Source organism: Paraburkholderia phenazinium (assembly GCF_900100735.1).
Lineage (GTDB): Bacteria > Pseudomonadota > Gammaproteobacteria > Burkholderiales > Burkholderiaceae > Paraburkholderia > Paraburkholderia phenazinia.
The window spans coordinates 76020-90029 of record NZ_FNCJ01000006.1 but is presented as its reverse complement, the minus strand read 5'-3'; the positions used below and the strand labels follow the sequence as shown (position 1 = coordinate 90029).

The 14010-nt window shown below is 65.4% G+C and carries 12 protein-coding genes; 11 read left to right on the top strand and 1 reads right to left on the bottom strand.

The window, feature by feature from the left end:
• Positions 1-35 precede the first annotated feature (35 nt).
• From BLQ92_RS15305 to BLQ92_RS15270, 7 genes are all read left to right on the top strand, one after another.
• Complete coding sequence (locus BLQ92_RS15305; protein ID WP_090685376.1) at positions 36-728, top strand: hypothetical protein; 693 nt, start codon at positions 36-38, stop codon at positions 726-728.
• A gap of 341 nt (positions 729-1069) precedes the next feature.
• Positions 1070-1621: a hypothetical protein gene (locus tag BLQ92_RS15300; RefSeq protein WP_090685375.1), complete on the top strand. Its 552-nt coding sequence runs from the start codon at positions 1070-1072 to the stop codon at positions 1619-1621.
• Positions 1622-1721: 100 nt separating this feature from the next.
• Positions 1722-2513 (top strand): hypothetical protein, encoded by a 792-nt coding sequence (locus BLQ92_RS15295; RefSeq protein ID WP_090685374.1) that lies wholly within the window; start codon positions 1722-1724, stop codon positions 2511-2513.
• Positions 2514-2605: 92 nt separating this feature from the next.
• On the top strand, positions 2606-3355 hold the full coding sequence (locus BLQ92_RS15290) for a helix-turn-helix domain-containing protein (protein ID WP_143016588.1): 750 nt from the start codon (positions 2606-2608) through the stop codon (positions 3353-3355).
• Positions 3356-3660: 305 nt separating this feature from the next.
• Positions 3661-4374, top strand: coding sequence for a hypothetical protein (locus BLQ92_RS15285; protein WP_090685372.1), 714 nt, complete (start codon positions 3661-3663; stop codon positions 4372-4374).
• A 96-nt stretch (positions 4375-4470) separates the two neighbouring features.
• A complete protein-coding gene (locus tag BLQ92_RS15275) occupies positions 4471-6156 on the top strand; it encodes a S53 family peptidase (RefSeq protein WP_176860746.1) in 1686 nt (561 codons plus the stop codon).
• A gap of 565 nt (positions 6157-6721) precedes the next feature.
• On the top strand, positions 6722-7138 hold the full coding sequence (locus tag BLQ92_RS15270; protein ID WP_090685370.1) for a hypothetical protein: 417 nt from the start codon (positions 6722-6724) through the stop codon (positions 7136-7138).
• Positions 7139-7591: 453 nt separating this feature from the next.
• On the opposite strand, the gene BLQ92_RS15265 is transcribed toward BLQ92_RS15270, so the two are convergent.
• Positions 7592-8401 carry a lecithin retinol acyltransferase family protein gene (locus BLQ92_RS15265; protein WP_090685369.1) on the bottom strand — a complete coding sequence of 270 codons (810 nt, stop codon included), beginning with the start codon at positions 8399-8401 and terminating at the stop codon, positions 7592-7594.
• A gap of 477 nt (positions 8402-8878) precedes the next feature.
• Here BLQ92_RS15265 and BLQ92_RS15260 point away from each other — a divergent pair, with 477 nt between their 5' ends.
• The 4 genes from BLQ92_RS15260 to BLQ92_RS15245 all read left to right on the top strand — a co-directional run bounded on the left by BLQ92_RS15260 (position 8879) and on the right by BLQ92_RS15245 (position 13947).
• A complete protein-coding gene (locus BLQ92_RS15260) occupies positions 8879-9127 on the top strand; it encodes a hypothetical protein (RefSeq protein ID WP_090685368.1) in 249 nt (82 codons plus the stop codon).
• Between the two features lie 242 nt (positions 9128-9369).
• Positions 9370-11664, top strand: a complete 2295-nt coding sequence (locus BLQ92_RS15255) for an ankyrin repeat domain-containing protein (protein WP_176860745.1) — start codon at positions 9370-9372, stop codon at positions 11662-11664.
• Between the two features lie 124 nt (positions 11665-11788).
• Positions 11789-12937, top strand: coding sequence for an ankyrin repeat domain-containing protein (locus tag BLQ92_RS15250; RefSeq protein WP_090685366.1), 1149 nt, complete (start codon positions 11789-11791; stop codon positions 12935-12937).
• Positions 12938-13611: 674 nt separating this feature from the next.
• The gene (locus BLQ92_RS15245; protein WP_090685365.1) at positions 13612-13947 is read left to right on the top strand and encodes a hypothetical protein; all 336 of its coding nucleotides are present in this window, start codon (positions 13612-13614) and stop codon (positions 13945-13947) included.
• Positions 13948-14010 lie beyond the last annotated feature (63 nt).

Genomic DNA, 14010 nt, shown 5'->3' with positions numbered 1-14010 from the left:
TTCGACGGTTGGACAACACACCTGGAGGGCATGGCATGGACGACGATCTTGAGGCAGGCATAAACGAACTTCCGAAACGGACTCCGACGCGTGCCGAAGTGTTGGGCATGGTCCGGGACGCGATGAGCGAAGCATTCCCCGGCCTCGAGTTCACGTTCAGGGACCGGGAGCAGGACACGTTGCACCAGAACTTTGCACCGCCCAACCTCGTCGTCGGCTGGATCGACGGGCCATCGGCGGTGCAGCTTGAACGAATCATCGGGCGCTTCAGCGGGCCGGGTTGGTCGAAAGACCAGGAGGGGGGCCACCACGTCCGGTTCATCGACGACGTGCGCAGCGCCGGCGAGCAGATTCCGCAGCTCCTGTTCATGCGGCATTACAGCGACGAGGCGACGGACGAGGCGATGTCGCAAGACTACGACCAGCACTTTCCGCAGAGTTATGCCATGTACCAGAACGGGGAGCGCCCGCAGGGTTTCACGCTTTACCAGTCCGGCACGGGCGTTACCCAAGCGGACCGGGCACGCGTGAAGCAGGTGCTGGAGGAGCGCTCGTACATGCCGACCCAGCCGAGCGCGACCGCGGCGAAGGTCAAAATCCTGGACGAGGACCAGGTGCGAGTCCTGGTGGAGCGCCGGGCGTTGCAGCAGGTGGCCCAGCAGGTGGCGCTCGAGCAGCAGGCCCGGGGCCAGGCCGAACCGGTGGCGTTGGGACGGCGCAGGCTGTAAGCGAAAGACAGAACAAGCGCATCAGAACCTGGGGACCTTGCGGTCCCTTTCTTTTGAACCCGGGCAACCGCCCCGAAGCCGCGAAGCGGGAGAGGCGGGGCCCAGGCCGCAAGCGGTGGAGCAAGACCGTGAACAGGAGGTCAACCGCCGCCAGGGGAATGAAAACGGCACATGGTTTAAGGTGTGCATGGGCACAGGTAGACCGTTCGTCGGATACTGCAAAATACCTGCGTTTTTACCGCATAAATCCCGTTTACCGCTGTTGATTGTTTGCATGGTTTTTGTATCCTGGTCTTGTAGGCAGCGCGCATCGCAATGCCATCAACCTCAGGAGCAAGACCATGGCAACTTTGAAAGATCAGATGTTCCCGGACCTGTTCGCCAACACCCGGGACGGCTACAGTGCCATCACCACCCACGGCAACGCCCACCTGGGCAACCTCTACGGCGCCATCCTCCTCGATTGCAACACCGGCATCGAAAGCCTGAACCGTCGCGGCGGATTCGAGGCCCGCAACGTTGCGCTCTACGACGTCCTGGACGTCGGTGACGCCAGCGTGGTGCTCTACCAATACCGTGTGGCTTACAAGCGCAAGTCCACGCACTTCACCGACGTTGAAAAGACCTACTACCTGGCCCTGGTCGAAAAGAACGCGAACGGCGTGATGCTGATCAGCGACGAGGTGGAGGTGGACGAGTTCTCCTCGAACAAGATTCACGCGACGCTTCGTGGCAAAGCCAGCCCCATCAAGCGGCTGACCAGCGAGGCCTACGCCGACACCAAGGAAGGCAAGGCGCTGAAGCGCTACATCGAGACCTCTGAACTGCGCGCCGCGGCGGCATCAGCCAGCGGAGGCGTGGCGCTCGAAACCCGGAGCCGCGCACGTCTGTAAGCGAACCCCGACACCACCGTTTCACTGGGCCCGCGGCAACGCGGGTTTCCGCGTACGAGGGACCGCATACCGCGACCCAATGCCAGGAGGACCTACCGCCATGACCGCGATGTTCGATCAACCTTTCCAGCGCGAGAAGCGCTCCTTCCGCACCACCACGGCCCGGGTTGGTGCGGACCACATCGGGGCCCTCTCGTCGTCCGATGGTCCCACGCGATACGGCTTCACCAGGTTCTACGGATCCAACGAGGACTTCCGTGCGCATGGGATCACCGGCGCGCGGGTTCTCCGCAGCGTGACGTTCAAGCTCTTGTCGTCCCTGGACGAGAACGGCGAGACGGTCGAACAGCCCATTGCCGTGGTGGGTGTCACCGCGGGCCATCACGAGCACGTGGTTTGGTTCCATCGGGACGAGGTGGGCAACGTGGTGGTGTACCCGCTGGACCAAGGGGCGACCTTCAGCGTGGACGATCGGTTCAATCTCGACGAAGCGGTGGGCCAGTTGGAGTTGCAACTGGTGCAGGACTACGTGGAGGCGATGGACGCGCTGGACCATGGCGACCGCAAGGACCCGATGGCCATGGTGGCCGAGTTCAAGCGATCATTGCTCGACCGCATGGTCCACGCCGCGGCGCAAGGCATCCTCGCGTTCGAGCAGAGTGCAGCGCAGCCCCGGCCCCTGCAGGAGGTGCTGACGCTGGTGGAGGCGGGGCACCACCTGTGCGTTTCGACGGAGTTTCTCCGCCAAGGCATGGACCGGGGTGATCTGGCCTGCCTGGTGGTCCGTGACGCGAGCGGCGATCGCTTCTGGTTCACCCGGGAAGCGCTCAGCGATTTCTGGGACACGTCGCCGGCGGGCATCACGATCGAGGAAGGCGTGACCAGCGAGTGACCGATACCTCCTCCAAGGCCCGCGGCAACGCGGGTTTTGTCGTAACCGGGCCCAGGCCCGACTCTTCACGCATCGTTCGAGGGATTTACACCATGACCGCACGCGCTCGCGCGACCCCCATCATCATCGAAGGAAGGCCCAGCCTGGGTCTGCCCGACGCCGCCGTCTACCTGGGCCTGGCCCGAACCAGCAGGGCCGGGGTGTGGCGGAAAATCCAGGCGGGCGAGGTGCACGGTGTGCAGGACGCCCGGGGCACTTGGTTTGTCCCGGTGGCGGAGCTGGACCGTTACCTGGCCCAGGCCGCTGGCACTTCGAGCGTCGGCGTGCGCGAGGCAGCGGTGCTGCTCGACGTGTCGGCCAGTACGGTGCTGGACTGGGCGGAGCGCGGGACCTTGCACGGGACGAAGGACGGACGGGGCCGCTGGGCGTTTGCGCGCAAGGCGGTGGAGGCCCACGCGGCCACCCTGGCGGAGCAGCGGGCGGCCCTCACCGCGACCCAGGCCGTGCGGTATTGCGCGCTCGGGCACGTCAACACCCTGAACGAGGCGGTGACCCGTGGCGAGCTGCAGGCGTTCGTGGATGCGAGCGGCCGGCGCCGGTTTCACGTGACCGAGCTGGACCGTTTCCTGGCCTCGCGGGCGAAGCATGATCACCGCCTGCCGGGCACGCTCAGCACCCAGGAGGTGGCGGACGCCCTGGGCTTGGCGACACGGAGCAGCGTCCCTTGGCTCGCCGAGCATGGCCGCTTGGACCGGGTTCGAATCGGGCGCTACTGGCGCTACAGCGCGAAGACCGTCCAGGCGTTGAAGCGGGAACGCGACACGATCCAGGCCAAGGGCTGAACCGGGGTGCGGGGACCACCGGAACCCGTGCAAACCCCAACCCCTTTCTGGGCACGAGGCCCACTCGCCCCGGGTGCCGCGAAGCGGACGAAGCGGGGCCACGATCCGGAGGTAGACCTCGCCTCAAAGCGGATGTTAAACCGTGCCATAGCACGACTATAGAAAGACGCGACCCATAGAAAAATACCATTGTTTTTACCACATAAAACCTGCTTACCGCTGTTGTTTATGTGCGTGGTTTTTGTATCCTGGTCTTATAGGGAATGCGCAACGCACTTCCCCAAACCCAACCCCCGGAGCCTCCCATGATCGCCACCACCACCCCCCTGAAAAACGTTGAAACCTTCATCAGCATGTTCGTCGTGGCGGTGGATTACCGCAAATCGCGCAGCGACACCATGAACATGGCGTTTGATGCCACCGCGATCGTGAGCGTGACGGTCGAGAACGTGGAACACATGGTGAAGGTCAACCGTGTGGCCGGCACCGTGGGTGGGGCGGTGGAGGAGGACGAGAAGAGCGGGTTCGCAACACTGAACGCGGCACTCGACAAAGCCCTGGGCACGGACACCAAGCGGCACAACATCGAACGCGAGATCTTCCGTGTCGCCGAACGGGCTTTCGAGGATGGCAATAAAGAACAGGCCGCCAAAGTAGCTCGCCTGATCAAAGCGGTTCATACGGCGGAAGCTTCGGGGCATGCGGATCTGATCGGCATGACAACCGAGCTGCTGGTTCGGACGCTGCTGGAACGGCATGACCATGTGCTTGCTACGCAAGGCACGCTTGGTGTTGTCGCCGGCATGGTGGCGCATGCCAATGCGTCAGGCAAGGCTGGCCGAGGCGACCACGGCCTGAGCTTCCTGCTGGAGGAGTGGGCTACGGCTTACAAGCGCATCAAGGCCAAGACCGGGGTGGGCCTTGAAGCACTCCGGAAGGTGTCAGAGGTACCCGTGTACAAGATCGACGACACCATCGCCGGGTTGTTCTCCGACGTGGTGTTGCCGGAAACCGTGTAAGCACCACCCCCACCAACGTTGACCCAGGGCCCATCGCAAAACGATGGGTTCTGACGTACAGGGCCCCGCGCCTTTCACGTCAGAGGAGCAACGTTCATGTTCAGCAAACTTGCAGCAAACCTGGCCGCCGGCCTGGTGGTGGTCTCCCTCACCGCATGCGGTGGCGGCGGTGGTGGTTCGAAGCCGGCCCCGTCGAACAACAACCCCACCAGCACGCCGGTGGACGTGCCGGTTCCCGCGTCCTCGCCGGTCGCTGATCCCACGCCGACCCCGACCCCCGCTCCGACGCCCACGCCGACTCCTACCCCGACGCCGCCGGCGGACCCCATCACGGATCCCACCCCGCCCACGGCGCCCAGCGGTCCGTCCTCGCCGTCGGCACCGTCCGACCCCAGCGCGCCGAGCGGCCCCACGTCGTCCAACCCGGCACCGTCCCCGAGCATCACCCCATACACCGCACCGGGCTACGCACCGCCCAGCTTCTGCAACGGTGTGACCACCACGCAGACGAACCCCAGCGGGATCGGCGTGCCCAGCGCTCTGGTGGCCACCCCGGCCATCCGCTGGAAAGCCTTGGGCAATGCGCCCACGCCCAGCATGTTGCGCAGCGTGAAGGCGAACCGCTTCATGCGGCAGGGCACCGGATTCCAGCCGCAGGTGGTCCAGAACGCCGTGGTGGCCAAGGGCCAGGGCGTGACCGGAACCGGCATCGGTGGCACGCTTTCGCCCACGGACGTGCTGACGCACTACAACGTGCCCGCAGGGCTCAACGGGGCAGGCCAGACGATCGTCATCGTGGACGGGCCCAGCTCCGGGGACATCAGCAGCGACCTGGCCACGTTCGACACGTTCTACAACCTGCCGAGCTGCACGACGTCGAACGGGTGCCTCACGTTGACGAACCTGGGCACCGGGGTCACGCCCCCGGCGAACGACGACTGGGTGCTGGAGGTCAGCATGGACGTGGAGTGGGTCCACGCGATCGCCCCCCAGGCCAAGATCGTCCTGATTCAAACGGGCAGCGCAGCGCTCTCCGACCTTTGGGCGGCCCTGGCCCAGGCGGTCAACGTGCCGGGCGTGACGGCGGTGAGCATGAGCTGGTCCGCGCCCGAGTTCCAGACGGAGGTCTGCCCCGCGTTCGATGGGTTCTTCCAGGCGCACCCGCAGATCGCGTTCTTCGCAGCGGCGGGGGACGATGGCAACACCGGCACGAACCAGGGCTACCCTGCAGCCTCGCCGTATGTAACCGGCGTGGGCGGTACGACGATGAACAGCTTGGCCAACCCATCAAGCGGATCCCTGGACACGGTGTGGTCGAGCGGTGGTGGCGGCACGAGCCTGGACGAAGCGATGCCGTTGTTCCAGACCACGTTCATGCAGACGACGAACGACCCGGTGCTCAGCTTGAACAGCACGCAGCGGGGGATCCCGGACGTGGCGTTCAACGCCGACGTGGACAACAGCCCCATCGGCATCGTCATGAAAGGCGGCTGGTACGGCGCTGGCGGCAGCAGCGAAGGCGCGCCGGCCTGGGCCGCGATCACCGCGGGGCTTGCGCAGGCCCAGGGGGCAAGCGGTGGCAACCTGCAGAGCACGTTGATCCAGAACAGCGGGCTGAACGGTTTGCTCTACCAGGTTGCGTTGTTCCAAAGCTCCGCGAGTGGGTTCTACCCCGTGACCGCTGGATCCGACGGCACGTGCAACGTTTGCTCCGCAGGCCCTGGCTACGACGAGGCGACGGGCCTGGGCGTTCCCAACGTGGCGAACCTGCTGGGGTACTGAGCGGGAAGGCTGGACGGAAGCCGATGCAGACAGGGGCCCACCGAGAGGTGGGCTTTTGCCTGGCATGACGTGATGGTGTGTGGGGGGTGTGGTGCGTGCGGTGGTGGAGGAGGAAAGCCGGGACGCGGGGAAAAACCGGCACCGGCGCAAACACCTGGGCCCGGAGGGCCTGGTCCAAACCCGAACGGCGCCGGGGGCAGGAGCGGGGCGTGGACCGCAAGCGGGGGAGGCTGGCCCAGGCCAGGAGCCGAAGGGGGCGTGAAGGCCTGAGGCGGCCAAGTGTTGATGGGTGCATTGGCACCCCCCTCCACGCTGCACTAGGGGCCCATCGCGAAAACGGTGGGCTTTTCGGTACCAAAATCCACACCCACGGCTCCTCCCATCGACCCGTGCCAGGGCACTCCTGCAAGCTATAGCGAACAGCGGTGCGATCAAAAAATACAATCCGTAAATCGCATGCGGTCATCATAAATATTACAAGTGCGTTTTACACGACCCCGCGCTAGAGCGATGATGGTTCATAGGGCAACGCGACGTGCAAGCCCAACCCTCGAGGAGTCAGACCATGCAAGCCGCCATCCAAGCCCAACCCGTTGCCACCCCAGTCCTTCGTGCGAATGGGAAGGCTCCGTCGAACATCCGTAACCTCGTTCGTTTCGTCACGCTGGACGGAACAGTCATCCAGGACACACGGCGGGACGTCGTTCTGTCCCGGGCCGAAAGCCTCCTGGGTGTGCTGTTCGCGGTCGATTACAGCAACGTCGCCGACCATGGCACGTTTTCGTACGTCCGTCAGGTGCGCGAATCCCAAACGGGCGAATGGGTGGACGTGCAACGCGAGCCCCCGAAGTACAACGGGGACGAGAGCGTCTGGAACAAGCTGATGGCGACCGTCCACGCGTTCCCGAACACGCCGGAAGGCCCGTGCCCTTACGACGACGAAGGCAACCTCATCTGCGAGGACGAACTCGAACTGGCGTAGCCCGCAGCAGCACCGTTGCAGCCTGGGCCCATCGCAAAAACGGTGGGCTTGTCCGTACCGGAGCCTCCCGCTCCGTTTCGCGGACACGAGACCATGAGCGACCATCGTTTCACCCAGAACAAGGACCTGAACCGTCACATAGCGGGGTTGGTCCAGCAGGGCTGGACCCTTCAGGAAGGGGAAAACACACGGTAAGCTCACGGCCCCCAACGGGCGGCGCATGGCCGTCCCGGTGACACCAGGGGACCATCGTGGGTACGAGAACCACGTGCACCAGGCTGCACGTCTAGCAGCGTTGCCCACGGGGCCCCGGAGGACACGGCGAGGGGAGTAGGACCGAGTCGGCGATCGGGTGGGGCAGTGCCCTGGCACGGGGTGGAGCGGTGCGGGCGACCAGCATGACCCAGATGGCCCAGGCCAGTGCTGTCCTGCAACCCCACCACCCAGCTCTGCTCAGTCGAAAATGCTCCAGAGCGCACCCACCGCCAGGCCCACGGCGGCGGCAACCGCGAGGACCGGGACACTGACCGGGGCGGTCAGGCCAACGGCGGTGGCGCCCGCTCCACCGAGCAACGTGCTGGTGAGCCCTGCGCTGGTCAACCCGCTGACGACGGGTCCGAGCGCTGCGCTGGCCGCTGGGGCTGCAGACGTTCCCAGGGCGGTGCTCACCGTGGGGAGCAGCTCCGCCGCCAGCGCTGCGGTACGCCCTGCGTTCAGCATGGACGACGCCGTCTGCACGGTCTGCCCGGCTTTCATCGCGCTCGAGGCGGCTTGAACCATGCGACCGGCACGGTAGACCTGCGACGCGGTTTGGACCGTGCGACCGGTGATCACCACGTCACCGGCCAGGCGGCTCGTCTGATACCAGCGGAACATGGTGGCCGTGGCGGCGACGTTGCCCGTGCGGGCCACCGTGCGGTTCACCTGCGCGCTCGTGTGTTTGTCCTCGATGCACCACCAGACGAAATGCTCGCAGTTGTTGAACACCAGGTTGTACTCCCGTTCATCGATCCGTTGGCGGGCGCGCATGACGCTTTCCGCCCGGGAGTGCAACCGGGTGGGGTGATCGACGAAGCGGACCTTGCGGCCCTTGGCGAATCGGGAAAGGGGCACCTCCTCGATCACACCGTCGTCGAACAACCCGTCTTTTCCTGAATACTGGACCACCGTGCCTCGCCCGGTGGCCAGGCCGTGGTGTTCGTACCCGATGCGCTGCACCCACAGGTGGTCGCCAACCCGGATCGTTCGTTCGGTGTCGCTCATGGTGGTGGTGCCCTCGCGGAGTTTCGTGTGTCTTGCTTCTACGGCAGAGCGGGGAAGAACTTTAGGCGGGCAGGGCCTGAAGGGGGGGTGGAACGTTGGGGCGCGTGGGGCTTGGCGGGCATGAAGGGCACAACCGGAGCCGGTGCAACCCCAACGTCAAAAGCCTTGGAGCCGGAGGCTCCGGGGGAAACCCGTGCGACCGTGGCCAGGGCAGGACCCGGTGGTGCGGCGGAGTCGACAGCGGGGGGTTTGGGACCGGGCGCGCAGCGGCCCAAGGGTTGGGGTGTCAGCGCAGCGAGGATGATCATCACCGGCCATCACCCCCAGGGGGCGCGAAGCATTCATGCAGCATTCAACCAGAAGAGGATCCATCGCCCGATCCGCACGTTCTGCCCACCTGGGGTTGACGAACCCGATGGACCCATTAGTTTTGGCTTGGTCAGGCCCGCACCGAGGCCTGCACAACAGGAGGGGACCATGACCAAGCCGTTGCCGTACACCGAACCGAACCACGATGACCCGAAAATCACGTGCCTGACCAACGTCACGTCGCGCAAGACCCGGGTCATCGGCACGCACCCCAACGGGGACCGGGTGGCGTACACCTGGGACAGCGTGACCGCGGTCTGGCGTCGCGACTGGGACTTCGGTTCCGCCACCCCGGCGCGTTCGTTCGGGGTGGACGCGCCGAGCGCAGGAGGCTTTGGGACCTTCGCCGCCGACTGATCAGAGCTGGACCTCAGATCATCGTGCAACGTCCACCACCCGGTGGGCGTTTTCACGTCCGGATCATGCTCAATGGATCGTGCGGCAGGCTAGGAATAAGGGAGGGATTCAGCGTTGGTACACTGGTGCCGTTATGCACGGGGTGAGCCGTGTACGGTTGTGGGTGAGGGCCCCAGCCACCGGTTCAAGGCATGACGAAGCACGACGACCAACGACCAACAACGAAGACCGAGGGAAAACCCATGACCACGATGATCATGCCGACACCGCAACAAGCGCTGCAACTTTTGACCCAGGCCATCCAGGCCGGCAACGAGGAGGCGGTCCATCGTTTCCTCGGCATGGGCCTCAACGTCAAGGGCTCACGCTCCCAGGAGGGCGTTACGTTGCTGCACCTGGCCGCTTACCACGGCAACGCCAACATCGTCCGGGCGTTGCTCGACCACGGCGCGGATCCGGCGGTGCGCGACAACCAGGGCCTGGCGCCGATCGACGTGGCCTGGGACTGTCGTCACATGGACGCGGTGGCCGCGCTCGATAAGGTTGGACCTCGCGCCCGGCAAGAGACGGAGTCGGCGACGCCACCGACGAAACTCACCCCGGCGGATGAAGACTTTTGCAACGCGCTCAACAACCTCGACGGCGCGGGGGTCGCCAAGGCCCTGCGCGCGGGCGCGAATCCTGATCGCCCCATACCCACGGTCAAGGGCGATGTTCACCCCATCCTGCTCGGTCTCCTCGCGGGCCTGCATTCGAACAACCTCGCCATACTCAAGGCGTTGCTCAACGGTAAAGCGGACCTCACGGTGCCCATCACCCTGGGTCTTTCGCCGCTTCTCTTCTCGTTGAGCTTCGACGCACCGACGGATTCTCGGGCCGCGGTCATCGACCTGCTGGCGAAGGCCGGCGCCGACGTGAACGAACGTTTTCCCGACGGGTCGGCCCCCCTGGTCGCCGCCATTTCGCACCAAGACCTCGCGGCGTTCCAGGCTCTGCTGAACCACGGTGCGAACCCCAACATCGCGGCGGAGGGCTGGACCCCTCTGACCCTGGCGATGAACGTGCTCGAAGGGGCGTCCGTCCCGTTCGTCGAAGCCCTGGTGAAAGCCGGGGCGGACGTCAACCAGCATGAAACTTACACCGGCGCCAACCGGACCCCGTTGCTGTTCGCGCTCAACGGAGGAAGCAGCAACGTGACCGAGCTGCTGCTCGACGCGGGCGCTGATCCCTGGAAGGTCGGGCTGGAAGGGATCAGTCCGATGGACCTGGCGCAGACGAAGACGGACGATCCGTTGCTGGCGGCGCTTGTCCTCAAGGCCCAGGCCGGGAAGGTCCAACCGGGTTCGCCACGCACCACCGCCACGCGTGCGACCGTCGCTGGCCAAGCCACGCAGGCCACCTCCACGGCCACCTCCACGGACATCGCGGAGGTGACGCGGCGAATCGTTGAAGCGGTGGAGCAGGGCGATGTCGTCACCCTGCAACGCCTGGTGAAGGTGGAAATGGACCTGAACGACGTCACGCATGAGAGCGGCAAGACGCTGCTGCACGTCGCTTCGAGCACCGGCAACCCGGACGTCATCGAAACGTTGCTGTCCGCCGGCCTGGACCCCCGGGCCCAAACCGTTGAAGGGGTGACGGCGCTCGACGTGGCGAAGCGCATGGGCCATCGCGATGCGGTCGAACTGCTGGAAAGCGCGCTGCGCGTCGCCCCAGCAACGCGGGCCCCCACACCGTCGGCACCGCCCGCCCCGGAACCTGCAGCCGCTACGCCCGCATCACCGGCCAAGCCGACCGTTGTGTGGACCGAGGACCTGGACGCGCGGGCCATGCGGTTGATGGAGGCGTGCCGGGACGGTGACCTGGCGACCGTACAGGCCCTGGTGACCGAGAAGGGCGCCGACGTTCTCCAGATCGAACTGCAAGACGGACGCGACGCCCTGCACCTGGCCGCCGTCGGTGGGGTGGGTGCGATCGTCGAACACCTGGTCGCGCACGGGGCGAACCTGGAGGCCATCGCGAACCACCGGCCCGAAGGCCCGTACACCGCGCTCGACCTGGCTCGCGTGCTCGAAAATCCGGAAGCGGTCGCGGTCCTCGAGCGCGCATGCGACGAGCAGGGCGTGCAGCATGGCGAACACTTCGACGCCATCGCTGTGCAGGGGCCCAACGGCACATCCGACGTCCGCGTCCTCAACACGTACAGCCGCAAAAGGGTCCATGGGCGTGCCGCCGATGCGCTCGCCGCCAAAATCGGCGCGCAGTTGAACGGGCAGCCGGTGGAGGAAGACCTCCCGGCTGAAGGCACCCACCGCGCGCAATCGGCCGCCGCTGGCACGGAGAACGTACCTTTCACAAAGGTGGGAACGTGGGCGAAGGAGAGGCAGGACGAGCGCGCAACGTGGGGCACGCCGGAGGACTCGTTGTACGGGTATTGGCAACCCGGGCAATCGCGCACGTTGGCGCGTATGCGCAAGAACCGGGCAGAACGCGGGAGGAAGATCGCTACGGGGGCGTCAGGGAAAGACCAGAGCTGAACCGGACCCGGAGGCAGCAACCAACCCCACCTGGGCCTGCGGCCAGGCTGTAAAAAACGCTGACGCCGCATGGGCCATGGCCCGGTGGTGGTGCGGGCCATAAACACAAAGGAACACGTCGGACATGGCGACCAAGGCAGCACCGAAGAAGGCAGCACCAAAACAGGCGGGGAAGGGTAAAGCATCCAAGGCCACCGGCACCACCAGCGCGACGTCGGAAGCCATCGCGGCGCTGACGCCACTCCTGGTCAATGCCGTTTGGGACCAAAACGTGAACGCGGTCCGATCGCTCCTCGAGCAAGGCGCGAACGTGAATGCGTTCGACGGGCGGCAGGGGCAGTTTGATGGGCATGTCCCGTTGCACGTCGCGTGCACCACGGGAAACCTGGACGTGAGGTCCAAAACCAACATGCTCGCGGTCCTGCGGGTTCTGCTCGACGCCGGCGCACAGGTCAACGTTCTCAGCAACCCTACCCATCGCCGGGAAACTCCCTTGATGGTCGCTGTGCGTAACAGGGACGTCGGAGCAGTGCGGATGCTGCTCGAAGCTGGGGCGGACGTGGCCATCCGGGACATTTGTGTGAGCGCCGATGGCATCGCCTTCGCCGAGGACTCCGTGCTGCACGCTGTGGGCCATAGCACGTTCGACAGGCGGGCCGGCAAGGATGAGGACGCCACGGTCATCACACGGCTCCTTCTGGACCATGGGGCAGACCTCAACGCGGGGACCTCTTCGGACAGTTGGACGCCCGGTCGGACGCCCTTGTTCGATGCAGCGATCTCGCCCCACCGAATGCGTATGTTGCTCGACGCAGGTGCGAACCCTAATGCGGCCTGGGAGCTGCGACCCCTGGGCGCACGTATCACCCCGCTCCTCGAGTCTGCCATCAAAGGTTGCGACGGGTGCATGCGGTTGCTCATCGACGCCGGGGCTGATGTGAACCCGCCTGGCAACGCGTACACACCTCTGCACGCGATCACGGATACGGACCATGGTCCAGACGCTGCGATGGCGGGGATCAAGCTTTTACTCGACGCCGGGGCAGACGCGAATGCGCGGGACGAGAAGGGACGAACTCCGTACCAGATCGCGTTGGAATGGGAACACTCGGACAAGGTGTTGGGGCTGCTCCTCACGGCCCAGCAGGCCGCGGTGCGCAAGACGCTGACCGATGCGGTGGAGAGCGTTCGGGCGGAAGGCGCGACCGAGGGCGGGGAGCAGGGCGTGGTGCGCCGAAGTCGGAAGAGCTTGTCGGACCCAACGAGTTACTGAGCGGCCGGAGCACCACCGGGCGCCGTACACCACCCCCAACCGTCCATCATCGCGACACCCCGGGCCTCGCCGGCCCGGGCTTGCGGTTCACGTATCGCCCACCTCGCCGGGCTGGCGCCCGGCACCCCCTCATGCGGTCGGTTGGTGAATCGGACGGTGAACGGTGAAACTGGGGAAGAACGGTGAACCGGTGAAGCCGTGCCAGGACCCGGGTGGGAGGAAGACCGGAACCGGAGGCAACCCCCCAAACCACCTGGGCCTCTGGCCAGGCTGGAAAACCGCTGACGCCTGGAACCGTGGGGAGCGGTGGGGTGCTCGATGGAAAACAACGGACCGGCAGGTGCTCGGGCCGAAGGTCGCCTTTCACCCCGGAAGCGCCAGCGATCCATAACGGTGTTGACGTTTCGTTGTGGTGTGGTCACACAGGGGGGACGATCCACCACCAGGACCACTGTCCCATACCATCCACCCCGACCCATGCCAAACGTGCCCGACCCCATGATGTACAAGCCCGACCCGTGCCAGGGCACCCATGGCTATAGCTCTGCTCAACCCATCAAAACATACAATGGCCGGTATGACAGCCGTATTTGACTGACCCCCAAACTAGAGCAACCATGTACGTATGGGCAGAACGTTGAAACGACCTGCCGGCACAACCCGAGGAGCACACCATGACCACCACTTCCCTGAACCTGAACACCCGCATGATGGCCGCGATCATCCGCGACGATGCGAAGGCCATCAAGGCTATGCGTGACGCCGGCGTTGACCTGGCCGGGCGCAACATCGACGGCGATACCTGGCTCGACGTGGCCGTGGCTCGCAACAAGAAGGCCGCCGCCGCTGCGATCCTGATGCTGGGCGGTAGCAAGTCCAGCATGCTCAGCGTCACCGACAAGAACGGTGACACGGTGCTGGACAAGGCCGTGGGCGTGGTGAGCGACTCGTTCCTGAACATGCTCCGGAACGCGATGCCGATCAAGCACAACCTGGCCCTGGCCGCGTAAGGCCGGGGAGCCGAACACGAACAACGAGGAGGAGACAGCAAAGCGGCGCCCTAGGGCGCCGCT

Coding starts and splice junctions, on each gene's coding strand:
- BLQ92_RS15245 (WP_090685365.1), top strand. CDS start 13,612: ATGACCACCACTTCCCTGAACCTGAACACCCGCATGATGGCCGCGATC.
- BLQ92_RS15300 (WP_090685375.1), top strand. CDS start 1,070: ATGGCAACTTTGAAAGATCAGATGTTCCCGGACCTGTTCGCCAACACC.
- BLQ92_RS15285 (WP_090685372.1), top strand. CDS start 3,661: ATGATCGCCACCACCACCCCCCTGAAAAACGTTGAAACCTTCATCAGC.
- BLQ92_RS15295 (WP_090685374.1), top strand. CDS start 1,722: ATGACCGCGATGTTCGATCAACCTTTCCAGCGCGAGAAGCGCTCCTTC.
- BLQ92_RS15290 (WP_143016588.1), top strand. CDS start 2,606: ATGACCGCACGCGCTCGCGCGACCCCCATCATCATCGAAGGAAGGCCC.
- BLQ92_RS15260 (WP_090685368.1), top strand. CDS start 8,879: ATGACCAAGCCGTTGCCGTACACCGAACCGAACCACGATGACCCGAAA.
- BLQ92_RS15275 (WP_176860746.1), top strand. CDS start 4,471: ATGTTCAGCAAACTTGCAGCAAACCTGGCCGCCGGCCTGGTGGTGGTC.
- BLQ92_RS15250 (WP_090685366.1), top strand. CDS start 11,789: ATGGCGACCAAGGCAGCACCGAAGAAGGCAGCACCAAAACAGGCGGGG.
- BLQ92_RS15265 (WP_090685369.1), bottom strand. CDS start 8,401: ATGAGCGACACCGAACGAACGATCCGGGTTGGCGACCACCTGTGGGTG.
- BLQ92_RS15305 (WP_090685376.1), top strand. CDS start 36: ATGGACGACGATCTTGAGGCAGGCATAAACGAACTTCCGAAACGGACT.
- BLQ92_RS15255 (WP_176860745.1), top strand. CDS start 9,370: ATGACCACGATGATCATGCCGACACCGCAACAAGCGCTGCAACTTTTG.
- BLQ92_RS15270 (WP_090685370.1), top strand. CDS start 6,722: ATGCAAGCCGCCATCCAAGCCCAACCCGTTGCCACCCCAGTCCTTCGT.